This window comes from Burkholderia diffusa (assembly GCF_001718315.1).
Classification (GTDB): domain Bacteria; phylum Pseudomonadota; class Gammaproteobacteria; order Burkholderiales; family Burkholderiaceae; genus Burkholderia; species Burkholderia diffusa_B.
This window is the reverse complement of the sequence record NZ_CP013362.1, coordinates 1,137,454-1,157,805: the sequence shown is the minus strand read 5'-3', so window position 1 is coordinate 1,157,805 and position 20,352 is coordinate 1,137,454. Positions and strand designations below refer to the sequence as shown.

The window sequence follows — 20,352 nt, the reverse complement described above, 5'->3', positions numbered from 1 at the left end:
ACGACCATGACCCGATCGAACCGTCGTGACTTCCTGCGCGTCGCCGCCGGCACCGCCGGCGCCGCCGCGCTGAACCTGTTCCCGCCCGTGATCCGCGATGCGCTCGCCATTCCCGCGAACCGCCGTACCGGCACGATCCGCGATATCGAACACATCGTGATCCTGATGCAGGAGAATCGCTCGTTCGACCACTACTTCGGCACGATGCGCGGTGTGCGCGGCTTCGGCGACCCGCGCCCGCTGCGCCTCGCGAACGGCAAGTCGGTGTTCCATCAGCCGGTCGGCCCGGCCGAGCTGCTGCCGTTCCATCCGGGCGCCGACAAGCTCGGCCTGCAGTTCCTGCAGGACCTGCCGCACGGCTGGCAGGACATGCATGCCGCGTGGAACAAGGGCCGCTACGACCAGTGGGTGCCGAACAAGGGCACCACGACGATGGCGTACCTGAAGCGCGACGACATCCCGTTCCACTACCAGCTCGCCGACGCGTTCACGATCTGCGATGCGTACCACTGCGCGATCCCGAGCTCGACCGACCCGAACCGCTACTACATGTGGACCGGTTATGTCGGCAACGACGGCACGGGCGGCGGCCCGGTGCTCGGCAACGAGGAAAAGGGCTACGGCTGGACGACCTATCCGGAAGTGCTCGAGCAGGCCGGCGTGTCGTGGAAGATCTACCAGGACGTCGGCACGGGGCTCGACGCCAACGGCTCGTGGGGCTGGACGCAGAACCCGTACATCGGCAACTACGGCGACAACGCGCTGCTCTACTTCAACCAGTACCGCAGCGCGCTGCCCGGCACGCCGCTGTACGACAAGGCGCGCACCGGCACAAACATCAGCGCCGGCGGCACGCTGTTCGACGTGCTGCAGCAGGACGTGAAGAACGGCACGCTGCCGCAGGTGTCGTGGATCTGCGCGCCGGAAGCGTACTCGGAACACCCGAACTGGCCGGCGAACTACGGCGCGTGGTACATCGAGCAGGTGCTGAAGACGCTCGTGTCGAATCCCGACGTATGGAGCAAGACCGCGCTCTTCATCACCTACGACGAGAACGACGGGTTCTTCGACCACGTGCAGCCGCCGTTCGCGCCGCAGTCGCGCGACAACGGGCTGTCGACGGTCGCGACGACCAACGAGGTATTCGCCGGCGACGCGTCGCACATGGCCGGCCCGTACGGGCTCGGGCCGCGTGTGCCGATGCTGGTGGTGTCGCCGTGGACCAAGGGCGGCTGGGTCTGTTCGCAGACCTTCGATCACACGTCGCTGCTGCAATTCATCGAAGCGCGCTTCGGCGAGCAATACGCGGTCACCGCGGCGAACGTGTCGCCATGGCGCCGTACGGTGTGCGGCAACCTGACGTCCGCGTTCGATTTCTCGACGCCTGACGCAAGCTGGCCGCAGCTCCCGGACACGAGCGGCTACGCGCCGCCCGACCGCAACCGACACCCCGACTACATCCCGGTGCCGCCGGTCGTCCAGCATCTGCCGAAGCAGGAGGCCGGCCTGCGTCCGGCGCGCGCGCTGCCGTACGAACTGTTCGTGCACGGGCGGATCGACAATGCGAGCGGCCAATTCCGGCTGACCTTCGCGAACACCGGCACCGCGGGCGCGGCGTTCCAGGTTCAGGCGCGCAATCGCGTCGACGGCCCGTGGGCCTACACGGTCGACGCCGGCAAGCGGCTTTCCGACACGTGGAGCCCGGCGCCGTCGCTCGGCCTGTACGACCTCGACGTGTACGGCCCGAACGGCTTCTATTGCCACTTCCGCAGCCCCGCCGCGCTGGCGGTCGGCCCCGCGAGCGTCAACCCCGAAGTGATCTACGGCTACGACGTCGCGAACGGCAACATCACGCTGCGCCTGATGAACCGCGGTCACAAGACCGTGCGGCTCAAGGTGACGAACGCATACGGCCACGGCCATGCGCGTGAGTTCGACCTCAAGCCGGGTACGCACGTCGACGACTACTGGGACCTGCGCGGCAGCAACGGCTGGTACGACCTGACCGTCAGCGACGGCAAGCCGCTCGGCTTCCAGCGCCGCTTCGCGGGCCACGTCGAAACCGGCCGCCCCAGCACGAGCGACCCGCTGATCCGCACGACCGCGGCGCACGACGACGCCGAAGCCGCATCGGACGCGCTGTCCGACTGACGGCTCTCATGACGCGGCGCGGCCCCGGCGGGCCGCGCCGCGCCTGTCCCCCGCACCGCCGCCCGTATCCCGCCTCTGCGCCCGTTGCGCGCGCGACGGGAAACTCCCGATACCGGCCGCCCGCGCTCGCGTGGAAGCTATGCGCAAATCCGCATCGAATGCGCGGCAAATTGCCAAGACCCGCACATATCGGCGACCTATATATCGAGGCGATCGGGGCTCCTCGCAGAGCCTGACGGGAGATTCTTCCGGGAAGCATCAGCATGCCGACCTCCCCGCCCGATTCCGAGAAGCGGTCGAACCGCCCGCCCGTCGCACGCACCCGGCCCGCCGGCTGCGTGCGGTACCCACCCGCTGGTGTAAGAACAAGAGGAACGAACATGAAATTCCGTCATTCCCTGTTGTCGGTATCGGTCGTATCCGCGGTAGCTCTCCTCTCGCAACAGGCCGCTCAGGCGGCCGACTCGACCGACGTGAAGGTCGGTTTCGCCGCGCCGCTCACCGGCGTGAACGCCGGTTATGGCAAGGATCTCCAGAACGGCGTGCAACTCGCGCTCGACGACGCGGCCGCGCAGAAGATCCAGATCGCCGGCAAGCCCGCGCACTTCAACCTCGTCGTGCAGGACGACCAGGCCGACCCGCGTATCGGCGTGCAGGCCGCGCAGGCGCTCGTCGACCAGAACGTGTCGGTGGTGGTCGGCCACTTCAACTCGGGCACGACGATTCCGGCGTCGGTGGTCTACGACAAGGCCGGCATTCCGGTGATCGATCCGGCCGCGACCAATCCGACGCTCACGTCGCGCGGGCTCGCAAACATGTTCATGGTGATCGCGACCGACGGCCAGAACGCCGGGAACGCGGGCAAGTACGCGGTCGACGTGACCAAGGCGAAGCGCATCGCGATCATCGACGATCGCACCGCGTTCGGCCAGGGCGAGGCCGACGAGTTCGAGAAGGCCGTGAAGGCGGCCGGCGGCAACATCATCGGCCGCGAGTTCACCAGCAACCAGGCGGTCGACTTCCGCGCGCAGATCACGAGCCTGAAGGGCAAGAACCCCGACCTGATCTTCTTCGGCGGGCTCGATTCGCTCGCCGCGAACTTCATCAAGCAGATGCGCCAGCTCGGGCTGACTGCGCAGTTCGTCGGCGGCGGCGGCGTGAAGGACAACGAGTTCATCAAGATCGCGGGCCCGGCCGCGGAAGGCGCGATGGCGTGGGAGTACGGACGGCCGCTCGACGAGCTGCCGCAGGGCAAGGATTTCGAGCAGCGGTTCAAGAAGCGCTTCGGCGTCGACGTGCTGTCGTATGCGCAGTTCGGCTACGACGCGGCGTGGGCGGCAATCAAGGCAATGCAGGCGGCCAACTCGACCGATCCGAAGGTCTATCGCCCGGCGTTGAAGAAAGTCGACTTCGAAGGTGTCACCGGGCGCATCTCGTTCGCGAACGACGGCTCGCTGAAGAGCGGGATGTCGACGCTGTATCAGGTGAAGAACGGCACGTGGAAGACCATCGTGACGAAGGGCGGCTGATCGGGCGGGATTGGCGGCCTGGACAGCCCGGCCGCCTCGGGCGCGGGCGACGGCGGGAACGTCGCCTCGCCGTCTCTCGCACGGTGCGCGTACCGACGGATGCGCGGCCGGCAATATAACGAGTGGCGCAATGGGCCAATCGGCGCGGACATCATACGATGACTGATGTTTCGGCGATATACGCCATGGCCCGCGGCAACGCGCGGGCCATTTCGGCAGCGACTCGTCAGCTGGCCTGCGTGTCGCGCTCCGCCTCGGCCGCCTCGTGCGCACGCCGCAGCCGCTCGCGGCTGTTGGTCAGGTGCGTGCGCATCGCGGCACGCGCGGCTTCCGGGTCGTGACGCGCGATCGCCTCGTAAATGTCTTCATGCTCGTGATTGAGCCGGCCGACATAGCGCTCGAGGTCGTCGCCGGCAAAACGCGCCGAATTCACGCGCGTGCGCGGAATGATCGACGCGCCCAGCTGCGTCATGATGTCGACGAAGTAGCGGTTGCCGGTGGACTGCGCGATCTGCAGATGGAACTGGAAATCGAGCTGTGCGGTGTCGCGGCCGCCGCCCGCCCCCGACGCGATCGCGTCGAGCGCACGCCGCAGCGCGGCCAGGTCGGTATCGTTCGCGCGCTGCGCGGCGAGGCTCGCGCATTCGCTTTCGAGGCTGATGCGCAGCTCGAGCACGGCAAGCACGTCGCGCAGCGTCGTGATGGTCGCGGGATCGATGCCGAGCGTCTGGCGGCGCGTCGGTTCGAGCACGAAGCTGCCGATGCCGTGGCGCGTCTCGATGAGGCCGCTCGCCTGCATCCGCGAGATCGCTTCGCGCACGACCGTGCGGCTGACGCCCTGCGCCGCCATGACTTCGGTTTCGGTCGGCAGCTTGTCGCCGGGACGCAGCGTGCCGTTTTCGATCTGCGCGGTCAGCGCGTCGACGACATCTTGTGCGAGGCTGCGTGCGCGACGGCGCGGCGCTGCGGGAAGCGTGGGCACGGACATGAGGCCGGTTCCTTTTTGAATGATCGTAATGTGAGCCGAGGGTTTACGCGGGGTTTGAGCGGACGCCGATGATTCATTATACTGCGTCACAAGTCATCCGACGACTGATGATCGCGATACGGATCTCCTGTCGACCGAAGCCGGCGTACAAGCGCCTGCCGGGTCCCGTGGTTCGCGATCGGCCGGCATTCGCGCTTCCGCGCGGCTGCCGGCGCCCAGTTTCACGGTCGACCGAAGCGAGCATCCACACTTGCTTCGGTCCGCCGCGACACCGGCATCGAGCGGGTCGCCCCACCCTTTCGGGTTGCTGTCGACATGCGGGGCTTGCGCGCCGCGCACGTCGGTTGTCGAATGATCGCACCTCCCGCCGCGCGCGGCAAAGCTTTTGCCGCACGGCATTGCCCACTCTTTCGCCATCGCCGCCATGAACGCCGTCACTGCCTCGCCTTCCCACGACACGCCACGCATCGTCGATCTGCAAGCCATTCCGGTCGCCGGCCACGACAGCATGCTGCTCAACCTGAGCGGCGCGCACGGCCCGTTCTTCACCCGCAACCTCGTGATCCTGAAGGACAGTGCGGGCCGGACCGGCGTCGGCGAAGTGCCGGGAGGCGAAAGCATCCGCCGCACGCTCGAGGATGCGCGCGCGCTCGTCGTCGGTCAGCCGGTCGGCAACTACCATGCGATGCTCAACGACGTGCGGCGCACCTTTGCTGACCGCGACGCAAGCGGCCGCGGCTTGCAGACCTTCGACCTGCGCACCACGATCCACGCGGTCACCGCGCTCGAAGCCGCGCTGCTCGACCTGCTCGGCCAGCATCTCGGCGTGCCCGTGGCCGCCCTGCTCGGCGAGGGACAGCAGCGCGAGCGCGTCGAGATGCTCGGTTACCTGTTCTACGTCGGCGATCGCAAGCAAACCGCGCTGCCCTATCGCGACGGCCGCGGCGCGACCGACGACTGGACGCGCGTGCGTGACGAGGCCGCGCTGACGCCCGAAGCGGTCGTGCGCCTCGCCGAAGCCGCTCATGCGCGGTACGGGTTCAACGACTTCAAGCTGAAAGGCGGCGTGTTCGAAGGCGCACGCGAGGTCGAAGCCGTGACGGCGCTCGCCGAGCGCTTCCCCGAAGCGCGCGTGACGCTCGATCCGAACGGCGCGTGGTCGCTCGACGAGGCCGTGCGGCTGTGTCGCGACCTGCATCACGTGCTCGCGTATGCGGAAGATCCGTGCGGTGCGGAAAACGGCTACTCGGGCCGCGAGGTGATGGCCGAATTCCGCCGCGCGACCGGGCTGCCGACGGCGACCAACATGATCGCGACCGACTGGCGGCAGATGGGCCACGCGGTGCAGCTGCAGGCGGTCGACATCCCGTTGGCCGATCCGCACTTCTGGACGATGCAGGGCTCGGTGCGCGTCGCGCAGATGTGCCGCGACTGGGGCCTCACGTGGGGTTCGCATTCGAACAACCACTTCGACGTGTCGCTCGCGATGTTCACGCACGTCGCGGCCGCCGCGCCCGGCCAGGTCACCGCGATCGACACGCACTGGATCTGGCAGGACGGCGAACGGCTGACGCGCGAGCCGCTGAAGATCGAGAACGGACTCGTGGAAGTGCCGAAGCGTCCAGGTCTCGGCATCGACATCGACATGGATGCGGTGGCGCTCGCGCACGAGCTGTACAAGCAGCACGCGCTCGGCGCGCGCGACGATGCAGCCGCGATGCAGTATCTGATTCCGGGATGGACGTTCAACAACAAGCGCCCGTGCCTCGTGCGCTGAGCGGGCGGACGAGCCGGGCGGCAGGGCCGTCCGGTCGGAAGTCCCGGCCGTGCGCAGCTACCCGGCCAGCCCGAGCCCACGCGCCATCCCCGACGCGGCGAACACGATGACCATCACGAGCATGGCCTGCCAGTGGCCGATCCGCACGTAGGTCCGTGCGCGGCCGAGATCGGGCATTTGCTGTTGCCGCACGGCGACGCGCCAGCGGATCAACCCCAGCATCGGCACGATCTCGAGCAGCAGGATCAGCACGAGCGCGGTCATCTTGACGTGGAAGAGCGGCTCGTGAAGGTAATACGCGGCGCCCTTCTCGAAGCCGCCGAACGCGCGCGCGAGTCCCGTCGCGATCAGCACCAGCGCGGACAATCCCCAGGCCGCGTCCGCCTTGAACACGCCGGGCAGGTCGGCGGCCTGCGCCGACGCAATGACCCTGCGCAGCGCGCGGTTGCGCCCTGCGATTGCGGCGAACGCAACGCCGAACGCCATCAGGTGAACGGCTGCCAGCAACCAACGAACGATCATTGTGCCTCCGTGTCGCCCGCGCGCCGCGCAGGCCTTGTCAGACGATCTGCTTGAGCGCGGCGTCAAGCGCGAGCACCGCAACGCGGTCGCCCTCGGTCGCGAGTGGTGCGCGCATCACGATCTGCCGGTTATGGCCGACGGCCGCCGGCGAATCCCACAGCAGTTCCACCTGCGGCCGCCGAAACAGGCTGCCGCGACGCGGCGGCACGGCAGCCGCCGGCGCACCCTGCTCGACCGCAGTGGCCGCGCCCCGGTCGGGCCAGCGCACCGATAGTTCGCGCGCGTCATACTGACCGACCTTGCGGCTCTCCATCCAGACAATCGCGGTGCGCGTGAGCGTATCGAGCGAGATTGCGTAGCGGCCGACCGCGAAACGGCGCGCGGCCACGTTGGTGCGCCACAGCGGCCGCGGGCGGCACATCCACACGATCGCCGCATACAGCGCCGGCGCGGCGACGAGCCAGCCGTTGGTCGCCGTCACCGCGTGCAGCGCACGGCGCCAGCCGGCCGCCCACGCGAACGCGCCGATCGACCACACGGCAAACAGGAAACCGATCAGTGCGAAAACCCGCAGCGCCTGACGCAGCCATTGCGGCAGCGGATGGAACGGCCGCTCGGCGCGCGCAGCGGCGCCCGGCAGCGCGAGCAGCAGGAAGATCAGCACGAGATAGACGAACGCCCAGGGCGACGACACCATCGCCGACAGCGACGCGCGATAGCCCATCTGGGACATCGAGAACAGCCAGCGCGCGAGCAGCACGAGACCGATCGCGCGCAACGCGAAGATCACGCCGGCGCCGGGGGCCGGCGCTGCGCGCGTGGTTTTCGATCTCGCCAAGACTGCTCTCCTCTCGATGTTCGTGCGGGGCCGGATTTCGCGGCACGGCCATTATAGGGACATTACCGTCTGGACAGACGGCAGGATGGCGTGCCGGGCCGCTTCCGGGGCCGTTCGCGGCGCCGGGCGCGGCGAGAATACAACAGATCCGCGCTGCAGATGTGACAACGCCCCGCCGGGGACCCGGACGGGGCGTCGATGACGGCCTCAGCCGCAGTGCGGCCGGCGCTCCGGCATCAGCCTGCGTTGACTTCGCGCAGCACCGTGCGGCGCTTCTGGCGCAGCAGTTCCTCGTAGCCCTTCACGTAGTTCTGCGCCATCACCTTCGACGAGAAACGTGCCTCGAACGCGGCGCGCACCTTCTCGCGCGGCAGCGTGTCGAGACGCTTGAGCGCCGCGACGGCCGACAGTTCGTCTTCGACGACGAAGCCCGACACGCCGTTCTCGATCACTTCCGGCACCGAACCGCGCTTGAACGCGATCACCGGCGTGCCGCAGGCCATCGCTTCGATCATCACCAGGCCGAACGGCTCCGGCCAGTCGATCGGGAACAGCAGCGCGTGCGCGTTGCCCAGGAATTCGGTCTTTTCCGATTCGCTGATTTCGCCAATGTACTCGACGTGCGGCAGCGCGAACAGCGGCTTGATCTTCTCTTCGTAGTACGCGCGGTCGGCCTTGTCGAGCTTCGCGGCGATCTTGATCGGCAGGCCGGCCTGCTCGGCGATGCGGATCGCGGTGTCGACGCGCTTCTCCGGCGAGATGCGGCCCAGGAACGCGAGGTAGCTCGGCTTCACGTTCGGGATCGGCGTCAGCAGGTTTTCCGGCAGGCCGTGGTACACGGTCGACAGCCAGTTCGCTTGCGGCAGCGGGATGCGCTGGTTGTCGGAGATCGACACGACCGGCACGTCGCTGAACGCATTGAAGATCGGCTGCAGTTCCGGCAGGTCGAGACGGCCGTGCATCGTCGTCAGATGCGGGACCGGCTGGCGCGAGAACAGCGAGAACGGGTAGTAGTCGATATGGCAGTGCAGGACGTCGAACTCTTCCGCACGGCGGCGCACCTGCTCGAGGAGCAGCATGTGCGGGGCCATCACGTCGCGGATCGTCGGGTCGAGGCGCAGCGCCTGCGGCCAGCACGCCTCGAGCTTCGCCGACGTTTGCGAATCGCCGCTCGCGAAGAGCGTGACGTCATGCCCCATCTCGACGAGCGCTTCGGTGAGGTAGGACACCACTCGCTCGGTACCACCGTACAGTTTCGGGGGCACCGCTTCGTGCAACGGAGCGATTTGGGCGATTCGCATGCGTAACTCCTAAAAAATCGGCTAAAAACCAGGTATGGGTCGGCAACCTGCCGGCGGTCCGGGCTGGATGCATTTCGTCCGAAGATCGGACGAATCAGCCTGCCGGGGGCGTCGAACCCGCGCTGCACAAGGAGCGTCGGCGACGCGACAGGCATAGAACGTTTGAAACGAAGACCCGTTGACAGGGGTTCGTAAAAACCTGGAATCGAACCCGGAGCCGATTATCTAGGGTTAATCCCGATACGGCTCACAACATTTCAAACACTTTACTTTGTTACAAAGGCGCAACACTTTGCAACCCGCGGACTTGGGCGTCCGTTCTAGAGTGGAAGGCCCTTTTGGCGTTCCGGGTCATCCCGTCGCTGCCGACATCGCGATTCCGGCGCATGCGGCAGGCAGGATGAAGATGCCGGATTTTATCTCAAATTTGGTCGCGCACCCCTGACCAACGCAAGATTCGCGCAGCGCAATGCACGGCCTTGTTTACAATGCCGGATTATTCAGTCCGAGCGACCGTGGCTGCGATCCAGTCGATCCGCTCAATCACCGAATCACCGCACGCATATTTTGGAATCTCTCACCCCTGCCCAGCGCAACGCCCACAACGCGAAGCTGTCGAGCTACGCGCATCGGCCGATCGCGTTCCTGTTCCGCTACATCCGCCTGCATCCCGTCGCGCACCTGGTCGTGCTCTGCAGTGTGCTGGCCGCCGTCGGCTGCGCGCTCGGCTCGCAATATGCGATCAAGCACCTGATCGACGTGCTTGCGACCGGGCGTCATCATCCGGGCCCGTTGTGGAGCGCGTTCGCGCTGCTCGTCGGGCTGATCGCGGCCGACAACCTGCTGTGGCGCGTCGGCGGCTGGGTCGCCGCGCATACGTTCGTCGCGGTCACCGGCGACCTGCGGCGCGACCTGTTCCAGTACCTGATCGGCCACTCGCCGACGTACTACTCGGAAAAGCAGCCGGGCACGCTCGCGAGCCGCATCACCGCCACGTCGAACGCCGTCTATACGTCTGAGAACACGATGGCCTGGAACGTGCTGCCGCCGTGCATTGCGGTGATGGGCGCGATCCTGATGATCATCGTCGTGAACCCGCTGATGGCTGCCGGCCTGCTCGGCTGTTCGGCCGTGCTCTCCGTCGTGCTGTTCAAGCTCGCCGGCCGCGGCTCCGCGCGCCATCACGCGTTCGCGTCGAAAGCCGCCGCGGTCGACGGCGAGCTCGTCGACGTGATCGGCAACATGGGCCTCGTGCGCGCGTTCGGGATGACGCTGCGCGAACAGAAGCGCTTCGGCGCGACGGTGAAGGCCGAGATGGACGCGCGCCAGCAAAGCCTGCTGTATCTCGAGAAACTGCGCCTGCTGCATGCGGTGATCACCGCGATGCTGTCCGCCGGCCTGCTCGGCTGGGCACTGTGGCTGTGGGACCAGGGGCGCGCGACCTCCGGCGACATCGTGCTCGTCAGTTCGCTCGGCTTCACGATCCTGCACGGCACGCGCGATCTGGCGGTCGCGCTCGTCGACGTCACGCAGCACGTCGCACGCCTGTCCGAAGCCGTGAAGACGCTGCTCGAGCCGCACGGGATGCCCGACCGATCCGACGCGCAACCGCTGTCGGCCAAGGGCGGGCGTGTCGATTTCGAACGCGTGACGTTCGCGTACCCGCACCGCCGCGCGATCCTGGACCACTTCGATCTGCATATCGAACCGGGCCAGCGGGTCGGCCTGATCGGCAAGTCGGGCGCCGGCAAGTCGACCGTGCTCGCGCTGCTGCAGCGCTTCTACGATACGCAGGACGGCGCCGTGAAGGTGGACGGCCAGGACGTGAAGGCGATCACGCAGGACAGCCTGCGCCACGCGATCGCGCTCGTGCCGCAGGACATCTCGCTGCTGCACCGGACCATCTACGACAACATCGCGTACGGCCGCCCCGAGGCGACCCGCGACGAAGTGCTCGCCGCCGCGCGCGACGCCCGTTGCTCGGAGTTCATCGAGGCGATGCCGGAAGGCTATGACACCATCGTCGGCGACCGTGGCGTGAAGCTGTCGGGCGGCCAGCGCCAGCGCATCGCGATCGCGCGCGCGATCCTGAAGAACGCGCCGATCCTGCTGCTCGACGAAGCGACGTCCGCGCTCGACAGCGCATCCGAGGAAGCGATCCAGAGCGCGCTCGACCGCCTGATGGTCGGCCGCACGGTAATCGCGATCGCGCACCGGCTGTCGACATTGCGCAACTTCGACCGGATCATCGTGATGAGCAATGGCAAGGTGATCGACGACGGCAGCCCCGACGTGCTGCGCAACCGCCCGGGCCTGTACCGCGACCTGCTCGCGAAGCAGCACGGCCGCCATCACGCGCCCGACGGCACCACACCAACCGGGGAACGCGTGGCCTGACGCCGCGCCACGCAGTCCACAAAAAAAGCCGCCGTGCTCGAAGCACGGCGGCTTTTTCTTCATGGCATCACGCGACCTGTGCCGCGCTGCGCGCGGGTTACACGCGCTGCAGGTCGCGCAGGAAGTTGTCGCGCCACACCGACACATTGTTCTCGCGCAGCTGCGCGATCATGTCCGCATACCGCGCGCGCCGTTCGGCAAGCGGCATCGTCAGCGCCTGCGACAGCGCATCGGCCATCCCGTCGATGTCGATCGGATTGACGATCAGCGCTCCCGTCAGTTCGCGCGCGGCGCCCGCGAAACGCGACAGCACGAGCACGCCCGGATCCTCCGGATTCTGCGCGGACACATACTCCTTCGCGACGAGATTCATCCCGTCGCGCAACGGCGTCACGAAGCCCACGCGCGCGAGGCGATACAGCGCGGCCAGCACCTGCCGGTCGTACTGGCGGTGAATGTAGAGGATCGGCGCCCAGTCGAGCTCCGCGTAGCGGCCGTTGATGCGCCCCGACTCCGCTTCGAGCTGCAGGCGGATGTCCTGGTACGCGCGCAGGTCGGCGCGCGTCGACGGCGCGATCTGCAGGAACGACACGCGGTTGCGGATCGACGCCTGGTGCTCCAGCAGCTTCTCGAACGCGCGGAACCGCTCGACCAGCCCCTTCGAATAGTCGAGCCGGTCGACGCTCATGATCAGCTGGCGCCCGCGCAGCGACGTGGCCATGCGCGCGGCCTTGCCGTGCTCGCCGGCCTGCGCGAGCGACGCGATCTCGTCCGGATACACGCCGATCGGATAGGCGGACGCACGCAGCGTGTTGCCGAACGCGCTGACGCGCATCGTGCGCCCTTCGCGCGCCACTTCGCCGCCGGCCTCGAACTCGATGTAGTCGCAGAACGCGCGCAGGTCCGGCTCGGTCTGGAACCCGAGCAGGTCGAACGCGCACAGCGACTCGACGAGCTCGCGATGCGGCGGCACGTTGACCAGCACCTGCGCGGCCGGAAACGGAATGTGCAGGAAAAAGCCGATGCGGTTCTTCACGCCGGCCGCGCGCAGCGCACGTGCGAACGGGATCAGGTGATAGTCGTGCACCCAGATCACGTCGTCGTCCTGCAATAGCGGCACGAGCTGCTGCGCGAGCCAGACGTTCACGCGGCTGTAGCCTTCGAACTCGTGGCGATCGTACTGGATCAGGTCCGCGCGGTAATGAAACGCGGGCCACAGCGTCGCGTTCGAGAAACCTCGGTAGTACTGGTCGTAATCGCGGCGCGACAGCCCGATGGTCGCGAACGTCACGGGGCCGCGCTCCTCGATGCGGATCTGCGGCGCACCGGACGCGACCACCTCGCCGCTCCAGCCGAACCACATGCCGCCCGTCTCCTTCAGCGCGTCGTACACGCCGATCGCGAGGCCGCCTGCCGCCGGCTCGCCTTCCGAAATCGGGGCGACGCGGTTCGAAACGATGATGAGTCGACTCATGCGCCTTGCTGCTCCGCGTGAAGCCAGCGGGCGATCTGCTCGTGCAATGCGTCGACGGAGTCGAGCCGCGTGCGGGCCGACGTCTCGCCAGCACCGACCTTGATCGACAGGCCGCCGCGCGCGTTGACCACCGCGAAGCCCTTCTCGTCGGTCAGGTCGTCGCCCGCGAACAGCGGCACGCGGCCCGCGAACGGCGGCTCGTCGAGGAACGCGGCCAGCGCGCGCCCCTTGTCGACGCCTTTCGGCTTGATCTCGAATACCATCTTGCCGGGCTGCAGCACATACGCATCCGCGTATTCGGCGACGAGGCGCTCGGCTGCTTCGCGTGCGACCGGCTCGCGCTCGGGCGCGTTGCGATAGTGCAGCGCGACGGCCGCGCCCTTGATTTCGAGCAGCATGCCCGGATGACGGTCGACGACGCCTGCGAGTTCGCGCTCGATGCGCAGCAGCCGTTCGTCGTTGAAGCCGATACGCTGCGTGTCGCCGTTCGCATCGCGACGTTCGGCGCCGTGCAGGCCCGCGATCGGCAGATCGGGCATTTTCAGGAACGTGTCGAGATTGTCGATGCCGCGACCCGACACGACGGCAACCGCACCATGCGTGCGGCGCCGCAGTTCATCGAGCAACGTCAGCAGCGACGGCGGCACGTGGATGCTGTCGGGCGTCGGCGCCAGCTCGACGAGCGTGCCGTCGAAGTCGAAAAAGAACGCGGTATCGGTCAGGGACAGGGAAGCCGGAACGGATTGCATCGATTCGATGGTCTGAGAAGCGGCCTGCAAACGCGGGGCCGCCGCTGCGAGAATGGAATTGTGCGCATCTTACCGCGCCTGCGTATCGAGATGGGCGAAACCGGCGGAGGGCGGAGCGCGCGCGGCCATCCGCGTCGACTGCGACATATTGCCCCGCTCGCCCGTGCCGTACGGGTTTCGAAAGGACGCAGGCGCGGGAATTGCGCTACAGTCGGCAACCGCCGGCCGCGCGACGCATGGCGCCGCGCCGGTCGACGACCGTTCCGTCCGATCGAGCCCCAGGATGTCGCCTGCCCGTCCCGCGCCGCACCGGCGCCTATTCAGTCTGACCCGCTTGGTCCGCACGGCCGCGGCGCTGACCGCCGCCGTCGCGCTCGCCGCATGCACGCACGACGAGCCGAACTGGCACCTGACCAACGTCACGGGCCACCTGCCCGACTTGTCGTTCACGCTCACCGGCGGCGACGGCCACGCGGTCGACGCGAACGCGTTTCGCGGCCGCGTCGCGCTCGTCTACTTCGGCTATACGCACTGTCCGGACGTCTGCCCCGAAACGATGGCACGGCTGATGGAAGTGCTCGCGAAGCTCGGGCCGCAGGCGAACGACGTGCGCATCCTGTTCGTCTCGGTCGATCCCGCGCGCGACACGCCGCAGGCGATGCAGTCGTACGTCGCCGCGTTCGATGCCGCGCACGCGCGCGGCCTGACCGGCACCGACGGGCAGATCGAATCCCTCGCGAAGCGCTATCGCGTCGCGTACCAGATGGAAAAACGCGATCCGTCGGGCGGCTATGAGGTGACGCACAGCTCGGCCGTCTACATCTTCGACGCGAACGGTCGCGCGCGCCTGCTCGCCACCGACCGCGATTCACCAGACGCCATCGCCGCCGATGTGCGCCGGATCATCGACACCGCCTCCACCACCTGAACTCCGACATGAAGACGACCCTCAAGACGTTCGCCCTCCTCGCCGCGCTGTGCACCGGCGCGCACGCATATGCCGCCGGCGCGATCACCGCACAGAATGCATGGGTGCGCTGGCTGCCGAACAAGCTGCCCGCGGGCGGCTACGTGACGCTCGTCAACACGAGCGACAAGCCGGTCGATCTCGTCGACGTCGACAGCCCCGACTACGGAATGGCGATGCTGCACCAGACCGTGTCGAACGGCTCGACGCAGAAGATGGAAATGGTCGACAAGCTGACGATCCCCGCGCGCGGCAAGGTCGACATCGCGCCGGGCGGCTATCACTTCATGCTCGAGGAGCCGAAGCACGCAATCAAGCCGGGCGACACCGTGCACCTGCGCCTGAAGTTCTCCGACGGCGAGACGGTCGACACGCCGTTCGCCGTGAAGTCGCCGGCCCAGGCGAAGTGATACGCGCGCGATGAACGTCCTGTACTGGCTCGATCCGTGGGAACCGTCGCCGACCGTGGTCATCGCGGTGCTGACGGCCGCCGTGCTGTTCGCACGCGGCGTGAAGAAGGCGAAGGTGTCGCCGCTGCGGCAGTTCTCGTTCTGGCTCGGGCTGACGGCGCTCTACATCGCGCTGCATACGCGGCTCGACTACTTCTTCGAGCACGAATTCTTCATGCATCGCGCGCAGCATCTCGTGCTGCATCACCTCGGGCCGTTCTTCATCGCGCTGGCCTACCCTGGCGCAGCGATCCGCGCGGGCATTCCGTTTCGCTGGCGGCAGCGCTTCGTGCGCCCCGCGCTCGCGTGGGCGCCCGTGCGCGCGACGCTCGACGTGGTGTTCCATCCGGTCGTCGCGGTCGTGCTGTTCGTCGGGCTGATCTATTTCTGGCTGCTGTCGCCGATCCACTTCATCGCGATGCTCGACTGGCGCCTGTATCGCGTGATGAACTGGAGCATGGTGATCGACGGGCTGCTGTTCTGGTGGCTCGTCGTCGATCCGCGCCCCGCTCCGCCCGCGCGGCTGTCACCCGGCCGCCGGATCCTGATCGTCGTCGCGGCGATCCCGCCGCAGATCGCGCTCGGCGCGCTGATCTTCTTCACGCCGCACGAGCTGTATCCGATCTACTCGATCTGCGGACGCGCATTCACGTGGCTCAGCCCGCTGCGCGACCAGCAGATCGGCGGCCTGCTGCTGTGGATTCCCGGTTCGATGATGAGCGTGATCGGCGCGCTGATCGCGCTGCGGCACTGGCTGCGGCTGTCGGCACGCGGCCGCTTGATCGACGAGCGGGCGGCCGCCCGGCGCGCGCAAAACCCGCCGGTGACGCGCACCGCTCACTGACGGCGCGTCAGCCGCGCGTGCCGGTCATCCACACGTGCGGGATGCCGTCCTCGTCGTGCACGTCCGAGCTCGGCGTGAAACCGAATGCCCCATAGAAGCGCTGCAGATGGGCCTGCGCATGCAGGCTCACCTGCGCATCCGGCCACTGCGCGCGTATGTGTTCGAGCGCGCGCGACAGCAGCGCGTTGCCGAGGCCCGCGCCGCGAAACGGCGCGGTCGTCAGCACGCGGCCGATGCGCACGTCGGTGTGCTGCGCATCGGGCAGCAGCACGCGCAGATAGCCGGCCAGGCGGCCAGCCGGGTCGTACGCAGCCAAGTGCCACGCGTCGTAATCCGCGCCGTCGATGTCGCGATACACGCAGTTCTGCTCGACGACGAACACGGCGCTGCGCGCGTCGAGGATCGAGTAAAGTTCACGCGCCGTCAGCGCGTCGAAGGATTTCCAGCGCCAGTCGAGATCGTCGGTACGCACGGAGGCGGCAGATGCGGAAGCATTCATGGTTGGTCCTGATTCGAGCGCGCCAGCCGGCGCGCGGCAACCGTCGATTATGCCTCGAAGCGCACGCGGCACGCGTGCCGCCGCTCCACGCATGAAAAAAAAGGCCCCGCATTGCGCGGGGCCTGTCCGTCACGCCGGCATCTGGCCGAAGCGACCGCTGTTGAAATCGTCGATCGCGGTCCGGATTTCCTCTTGCGAGTTCATCACGAACGGCCCGTAACCGACGACCGGCTCATCGATCGGCTCGCCGCTCAGGATCAGCAGCTTGGCGTCGCCGTTCGCTTCGATCTCGACGTCGCGGCCGTCGCGGCTCAGTTGCACGAACTGCGCTTCGCGGGCGACCGTCTCGCCGTTCACCAGCAACGTCCCGCTCAGCACGACCACCGCGAGCGTCCGGCCTTCGGCGATCGGGAACCGTGCACGGCCGCCTGCTGCAAGCCGCACGTCCCACACATCGATCGGCGTGTGCGTGCGGGCCGGGCCGCGCCGCCCGTCGAACTCGCCGGCGATAATCCGCGCGCGGCCTGCGCCGTCCGGCAGTTCGACCACCGGGATGTCCGCGTTCAGCAGCGTCTGATAACCGGGCGCACCCATCTTGTCGGCGGCTGGCAGGTTCACCCACAGCTGCACCATCTCGAGCGGACCGCCACGCTTCGTGAACGCTTCCGAGTGGAATTCCTCGTGCAGGATCCCACTCGCGGCCGTCATCCACTGCACGTCGCCCGGGCCGATCACGCCGCCCGCGCCGGTCGAGTCGCGGTGTGCGACTTCGCCGTCATAGACGATCGTCACCGTTTCGAAGCCACGATGCGGGTGCTGCCCCACCCCGCGCGGCGTCGAAGCCGGTTCGAAGTTCACGGGGCCGGCGTAGTCGAGCAGCAGGAACGGGCTCAGGTGCGTGCCATGAGACTGGTAGCTGAACATCGAACGCACCGGGAAACCGTCACCGACCCAATGGCCGCGCGGCGCACTGTACACACCCTGGATCTTCTTCATTTGCCTTCTCCGAATTGCGGCGAAACACGTGTTTCGCATCCTGAGTAGGAATATAGAGGTGGAACGATCGATCCGGTAGACTGCCAAAATCGCACTCAGCGTTCTATTTCATGAACGATAACGAACGGGATCTGAACGATCTCTACTACTTCGTGCAGGTGGTCGAGCACGGTGGCTTCGCGCCGGCAGGACGCGCGTTGAACATGCCCAAATCAAGGCTGAGCCGCCGCATCGCGCTGCTCGAGGCGCGGCTCGGCATGCGGCTGATCCAGCGCTCGACACGCCGCTTCACTGTCACGGACGTCGGCCAGACCTATTACGCGCATTGCCGCGCGATGCTCGTCGAAGCGGACGCCGCCGACGAGGCGATCGCGCTGCTGCATGAGGAGCCGCGCGGCATCGTGCGGATCAGTTGCCCGGTCGTGCTGCTCGATTCATTGGTCGGCGCGATGATCGCCGCGTTCATGGTCGCGTGCCCGCGCGTCGAGATTCATCTGGAAGCGACCAACCGGCGCGTCGATGTCGTCGGCGAAGGGATCGACGTCGCGATCCGCGTGCGGCCGCCGCCGCTCGAGGACAGCGATCTCGCGCTGCGCGTGCTGGCCGAGCGCGGGCAGTGTCTCGTCGCGAGTCCCGCGTTGCTGCGCGAGCGTGGCGTGCCGGCCGTCCCCGCTGATCTGACCCGCTTGCCGAGCCTCGATCACGGCGTGCCGCAGGCCGCACACGTATGGCGGCTACGCGGCCCCGACGGCGCACAGGCGGAAATCCACCATCAGCCCCGGCTCGTGACGGGCGGCATGCTCGCGCTGCGCGCGGCGGCCGTCGCGGGCGTGGGCATCGTGCAGTTGCCGACGATGATGGTGCGCGACGAAGTCGCGCGCGGCGAACTGGCGACCGTGCTGCCGGACTGGGCACCGCGCCGTGAAATCGTGCACGCAGTGTTCGCGTCGCGGCGCGGGTTGCTGCCCGCGGTGCGGGCGCTGCTCGACTTCCTGGCCGAGCGGTTCGCCGAACTCGAACCTGATTGAGCGACGGCGCCCGCGAACCACGCGCTGCAAACGGGGCGCGCGTGCCGTAGACTGCGGGACGCGCATCGCGCTTTTCACAATTCCGCCGTTCACAACCCTTTTCGCATTTCAGCCATGTTCACGTTGTCCACCGACCCTCACGCCTCCAAGGCCGAACTCTATGCGACGCTCGTCGAGCAAGCACGCGCGCTCGTCGAATCGGAACGCGACCTGACCGCGAATGCCGCGAACTTCTCCGCGCTCGTCTATCACTCGCTCGACCGCCTGAACTGGGCCGGCTTCTATTTCTTCGACGGGACGGAACTCGTGGTCGGCCCGTTCCAGGGCAAGCCGGCGTGCGTGCGGATCGCGCTCGGCAAAGGCGTGTGCGGCACGGCTGCGCAGACTCGCGAAACGCAAGTCGTGCGGGACGTGCACGAATTCCCCGGCCATATCGCCTGCGATGCCGCGTCGGAATCGGAAATCGTCGTACCGCTGGTCGCCGCCGACGGCACGCTGATCGGTGTGTGGGACGTCGACAGCCCCGTTGCCGCACGTTTCGATGACGAGGACCGTAACGGGATGGAAGCGCTGTGCCGCGTATTCGTCGAACACGCGTGGCAGAAGGCGCGCGGTTGAGCCGCGTGACGTTGCGGATCGCGCCGCGCGAATCCAGACGAAAAAGGCCCCATGACGGGGCCTTTTTTTCATTGCGCCGCTGCGTGCGGCTCGCCGCGCATCAGGCCGCATGCGTGCCGGACAGCGACGCGAACGCCGGCGGCTTCACATCGTCCGACAGGATCTCGAAGCCTTGCTCCGTCACAACCACCATGTGCTCCCATTGGGCCGACAGCGAGTGGTCCTTCGTGACAACCGTCCAGCCGTCGGCCAGGACGCGCGTGTCGCGCTTGCCCGCATTCAGCATCGGCTCGATCGTGAAGATCATCCCCGGCCGCAGCGGCACGCCGGTGCCCGGGCGGCCGTAGTGCAGCACCTGCGGCTCGTCGTGATACACATCGCCGATCCCGTGTCCGCAATACTCGCGGACCACGCTGAACCCCTCGCGATGCGCGACTTGCTGGATCGCATAGCCGACGTCGCCGAGCGTCGCGCCCGGACGAACCGCGCGGATGCCCGCATGCATCGCCTCGTAGGTCGTCGTGACAAGGCGCCGCGCCAGTTCGCCCGGCTCGCCGACGAAGTACATGCGGCTCGTGTCGCCGAACCAGCCGTCCTTGATCACCGCGATGTCGAGGTTCACGATATCGCCGTCGCGCATCGGCCGCGACGACGGAATGCCGTGACAGACCACATGGTTGACCGACGTGCACAGGGTTTTCGGATAACCGTGGTAGCCGATGTTCGCCGGGATCGCGCCGAGTTCGTCGACGATGTATTCGCGACAGCGCGCATCCAGTTCGTCCGTGGTGACGCCCGGCTTCACATGCTCGGTGATCATCGTCAACACCTGGGACGCAAGCTTCGCCGCCTCGCGCGACCTGGCGATTTCCGCGGCACCGCGGATCGGGATTTCGCGTCTTGCCATCACGCCACCTGCTCGATGCCGTGGGCGACCGACTCCGTCGGACCGGCATCGCTGCCACGCGCTTCCGTCTCGATCAGCATCCGGCAGATATCGCCGTAGGACAGCGACGGATTGAGCTCCGCCAGCATCCCGACGCGCAGCCAGTGCTCCGCCTGCGCATTGATCGAGCGGCTCAGCGCGGTACTGGTCGAGCGCAGCCGTTCGTGCATGTGCTCGGATATCTTGATGATTCCCATATGTCTCGAATTAAACGAAATGTAGTCGTTTCGTATATTACGCTTGCGCCGGCAGCTGGGCAAGCATCCGACCGCTAGCGAA

Annotated in this window: 19 protein-coding genes; 9 read left to right on the top strand and 10 right to left on the bottom strand. The window is 67.3% G+C overall.

Annotated features, from left to right (window positions below; translation table 11 throughout):
- Positions 1-6: 6 nt before the first annotated feature.
- On the top strand, positions 7-2,151 hold the full coding sequence (locus tag WI26_RS05370; protein WP_059465222.1) for a phosphocholine-specific phospholipase C: 2,145 nt from the start codon (positions 7-9) through the stop codon (positions 2,149-2,151).
- A gap of 380 nt (positions 2,152-2,531) precedes the next feature.
- Positions 2,532-3,680: a branched-chain amino acid ABC transporter substrate-binding protein gene (locus WI26_RS05365; protein WP_059465221.1), complete on the top strand. Its 1,149-nt coding sequence runs from the start codon at positions 2,532-2,534 to the stop codon at positions 3,678-3,680.
- A gap of 226 nt (positions 3,681-3,906) precedes the next feature.
- Here WI26_RS05365 and WI26_RS05360 read toward each other — a convergent pair whose 3' ends face one another.
- Positions 3,907-4,668 (bottom strand): FadR/GntR family transcriptional regulator, encoded by a 762-nt coding sequence (locus WI26_RS05360; RefSeq protein WP_059465220.1) that lies wholly within the window; start codon positions 4,666-4,668, stop codon positions 3,907-3,909.
- Positions 4,669-5,092: 424 nt separating this feature from the next.
- On the opposite strand from WI26_RS05360, the gene gudD reads away from it, so the two are divergent.
- Positions 5,093-6,445: a glucarate dehydratase gene (gene gudD, locus WI26_RS05355; protein ID WP_059594475.1), complete on the top strand. Its 1,353-nt coding sequence runs from the start codon at positions 5,093-5,095 to the stop codon at positions 6,443-6,445.
- A 57-nt stretch (positions 6,446-6,502) separates the two neighbouring features.
- On the opposite strand, the gene WI26_RS05350 is transcribed toward gudD, so the two are convergent.
- From WI26_RS05350 to WI26_RS05340, 3 genes are all read right to left on the bottom strand, one after another.
- On the bottom strand, positions 6,503-6,967 hold the full coding sequence (locus tag WI26_RS05350; RefSeq protein WP_069225380.1) for a DUF2214 family protein: 465 nt from the start codon (positions 6,965-6,967) through the stop codon (positions 6,503-6,505).
- Between the two features lie 37 nt (positions 6,968-7,004).
- Positions 7,005-7,805, bottom strand: a complete 801-nt coding sequence (locus WI26_RS05345; protein ID WP_069225379.1) for a hypothetical protein — start codon at positions 7,803-7,805, stop codon at positions 7,005-7,007.
- Between the two features lie 236 nt (positions 7,806-8,041).
- Positions 8,042-9,106 carry a glycosyltransferase family 4 protein gene (locus tag WI26_RS05340; RefSeq protein ID WP_044844742.1) on the bottom strand — a complete coding sequence of 355 codons (1,065 nt, stop codon included), beginning with the start codon at positions 9,104-9,106 and terminating at the stop codon, positions 8,042-8,044.
- A 567-nt stretch (positions 9,107-9,673) separates the two neighbouring features.
- Between WI26_RS05340 and WI26_RS05335 the strand changes: the two genes are divergently transcribed.
- Positions 9,674-11,503, top strand: a complete 1,830-nt coding sequence (locus tag WI26_RS05335; protein WP_059465216.1) for an ABC transporter ATP-binding protein — start codon at positions 9,674-9,676, stop codon at positions 11,501-11,503.
- 97 nt (positions 11,504-11,600) lie between these two features.
- Here the strand turns inward: WI26_RS05335 and otsA are convergent, their stop codons facing one another.
- Both otsA and otsB read right to left on the bottom strand, forming a co-directional pair.
- On the bottom strand, positions 11,601-12,977 hold the full coding sequence (otsA, locus tag WI26_RS05330; protein WP_069225378.1) for an alpha,alpha-trehalose-phosphate synthase (UDP-forming): 1,377 nt from the start codon (positions 12,975-12,977) through the stop codon (positions 11,601-11,603).
- On the bottom strand, positions 12,974-13,726 hold the full coding sequence (gene otsB / locus WI26_RS05325; protein ID WP_059465234.1) for a trehalose-phosphatase: 753 nt from the start codon (positions 13,724-13,726) through the stop codon (positions 12,974-12,976). The genes otsA and otsB overlap by 4 nt, the downstream gene beginning before the upstream one ends.
- A gap of 283 nt (positions 13,727-14,009) precedes the next feature.
- Here otsB and WI26_RS05320 point away from each other — a divergent pair, with 283 nt between their 5' ends.
- Genes WI26_RS05320 through WI26_RS05310 form a run of 3 tightly spaced genes read left to right on the top strand, consistent with a single transcriptional unit; the run spans position 14,010 to position 15,986 of the window.
- On the top strand, positions 14,010-14,654 hold the full coding sequence (locus WI26_RS05320) for an SCO family protein (RefSeq protein WP_059465214.1): 645 nt from the start codon (positions 14,010-14,012) through the stop codon (positions 14,652-14,654).
- A gap of 8 nt (positions 14,655-14,662) precedes the next feature.
- Complete coding sequence (locus tag WI26_RS05315) at positions 14,663-15,103, top strand: copper chaperone PCu(A)C (protein WP_069225377.1); 441 nt, start codon at positions 14,663-14,665, stop codon at positions 15,101-15,103.
- A 10-nt stretch (positions 15,104-15,113) separates the two neighbouring features.
- Positions 15,114-15,986 carry a cytochrome c oxidase assembly protein gene (locus WI26_RS05310; protein WP_069225376.1) on the top strand — a complete coding sequence of 291 codons (873 nt, stop codon included), beginning with the start codon at positions 15,114-15,116 and terminating at the stop codon, positions 15,984-15,986.
- 7 nt (positions 15,987-15,993) lie between these two features.
- On the opposite strand, the gene WI26_RS05305 is transcribed toward WI26_RS05310, so the two are convergent.
- The gene (locus tag WI26_RS05305; protein ID WP_060321605.1) at positions 15,994-16,485 is read right to left on the bottom strand and encodes a GNAT family N-acetyltransferase; all 492 of its coding nucleotides are present in this window, start codon (positions 16,483-16,485) and stop codon (positions 15,994-15,996) included.
- A gap of 129 nt (positions 16,486-16,614) precedes the next feature.
- A complete protein-coding gene (locus WI26_RS05300) occupies positions 16,615-17,481 on the bottom strand; it encodes a pirin family protein (protein ID WP_069225375.1) in 867 nt (288 codons plus the stop codon).
- A gap of 110 nt (positions 17,482-17,591) precedes the next feature.
- On the opposite strand from WI26_RS05300, the gene WI26_RS05295 reads away from it, so the two are divergent.
- Positions 17,592-18,509 (top strand): LysR family transcriptional regulator, encoded by a 918-nt coding sequence (locus WI26_RS05295; protein ID WP_069225374.1) that lies wholly within the window; start codon positions 17,592-17,594, stop codon positions 18,507-18,509.
- 114 nt (positions 18,510-18,623) lie between these two features.
- Positions 18,624-19,127, top strand: coding sequence for a GAF domain-containing protein (locus WI26_RS05290; RefSeq protein WP_059536464.1), 504 nt, complete (start codon positions 18,624-18,626; stop codon positions 19,125-19,127).
- Positions 19,128-19,227: 100 nt separating this feature from the next.
- Here the strand turns inward: WI26_RS05290 and map are convergent, their stop codons facing one another.
- On the bottom strand, positions 19,228-20,034 hold the full coding sequence (map, locus tag WI26_RS05285) for a type I methionyl aminopeptidase (RefSeq protein ID WP_069225373.1): 807 nt from the start codon (positions 20,032-20,034) through the stop codon (positions 19,228-19,230).
- Entirely contained in the window at positions 20,034-20,270 is a 237-nt protein-coding gene (locus WI26_RS05280) for a ParD-like family protein (protein ID WP_059447674.1), read from the bottom strand. Before WI26_RS05280 ends, map begins: the two co-directional genes overlap by 1 nt.
- Positions 20,271-20,352 lie beyond the last annotated feature (82 nt).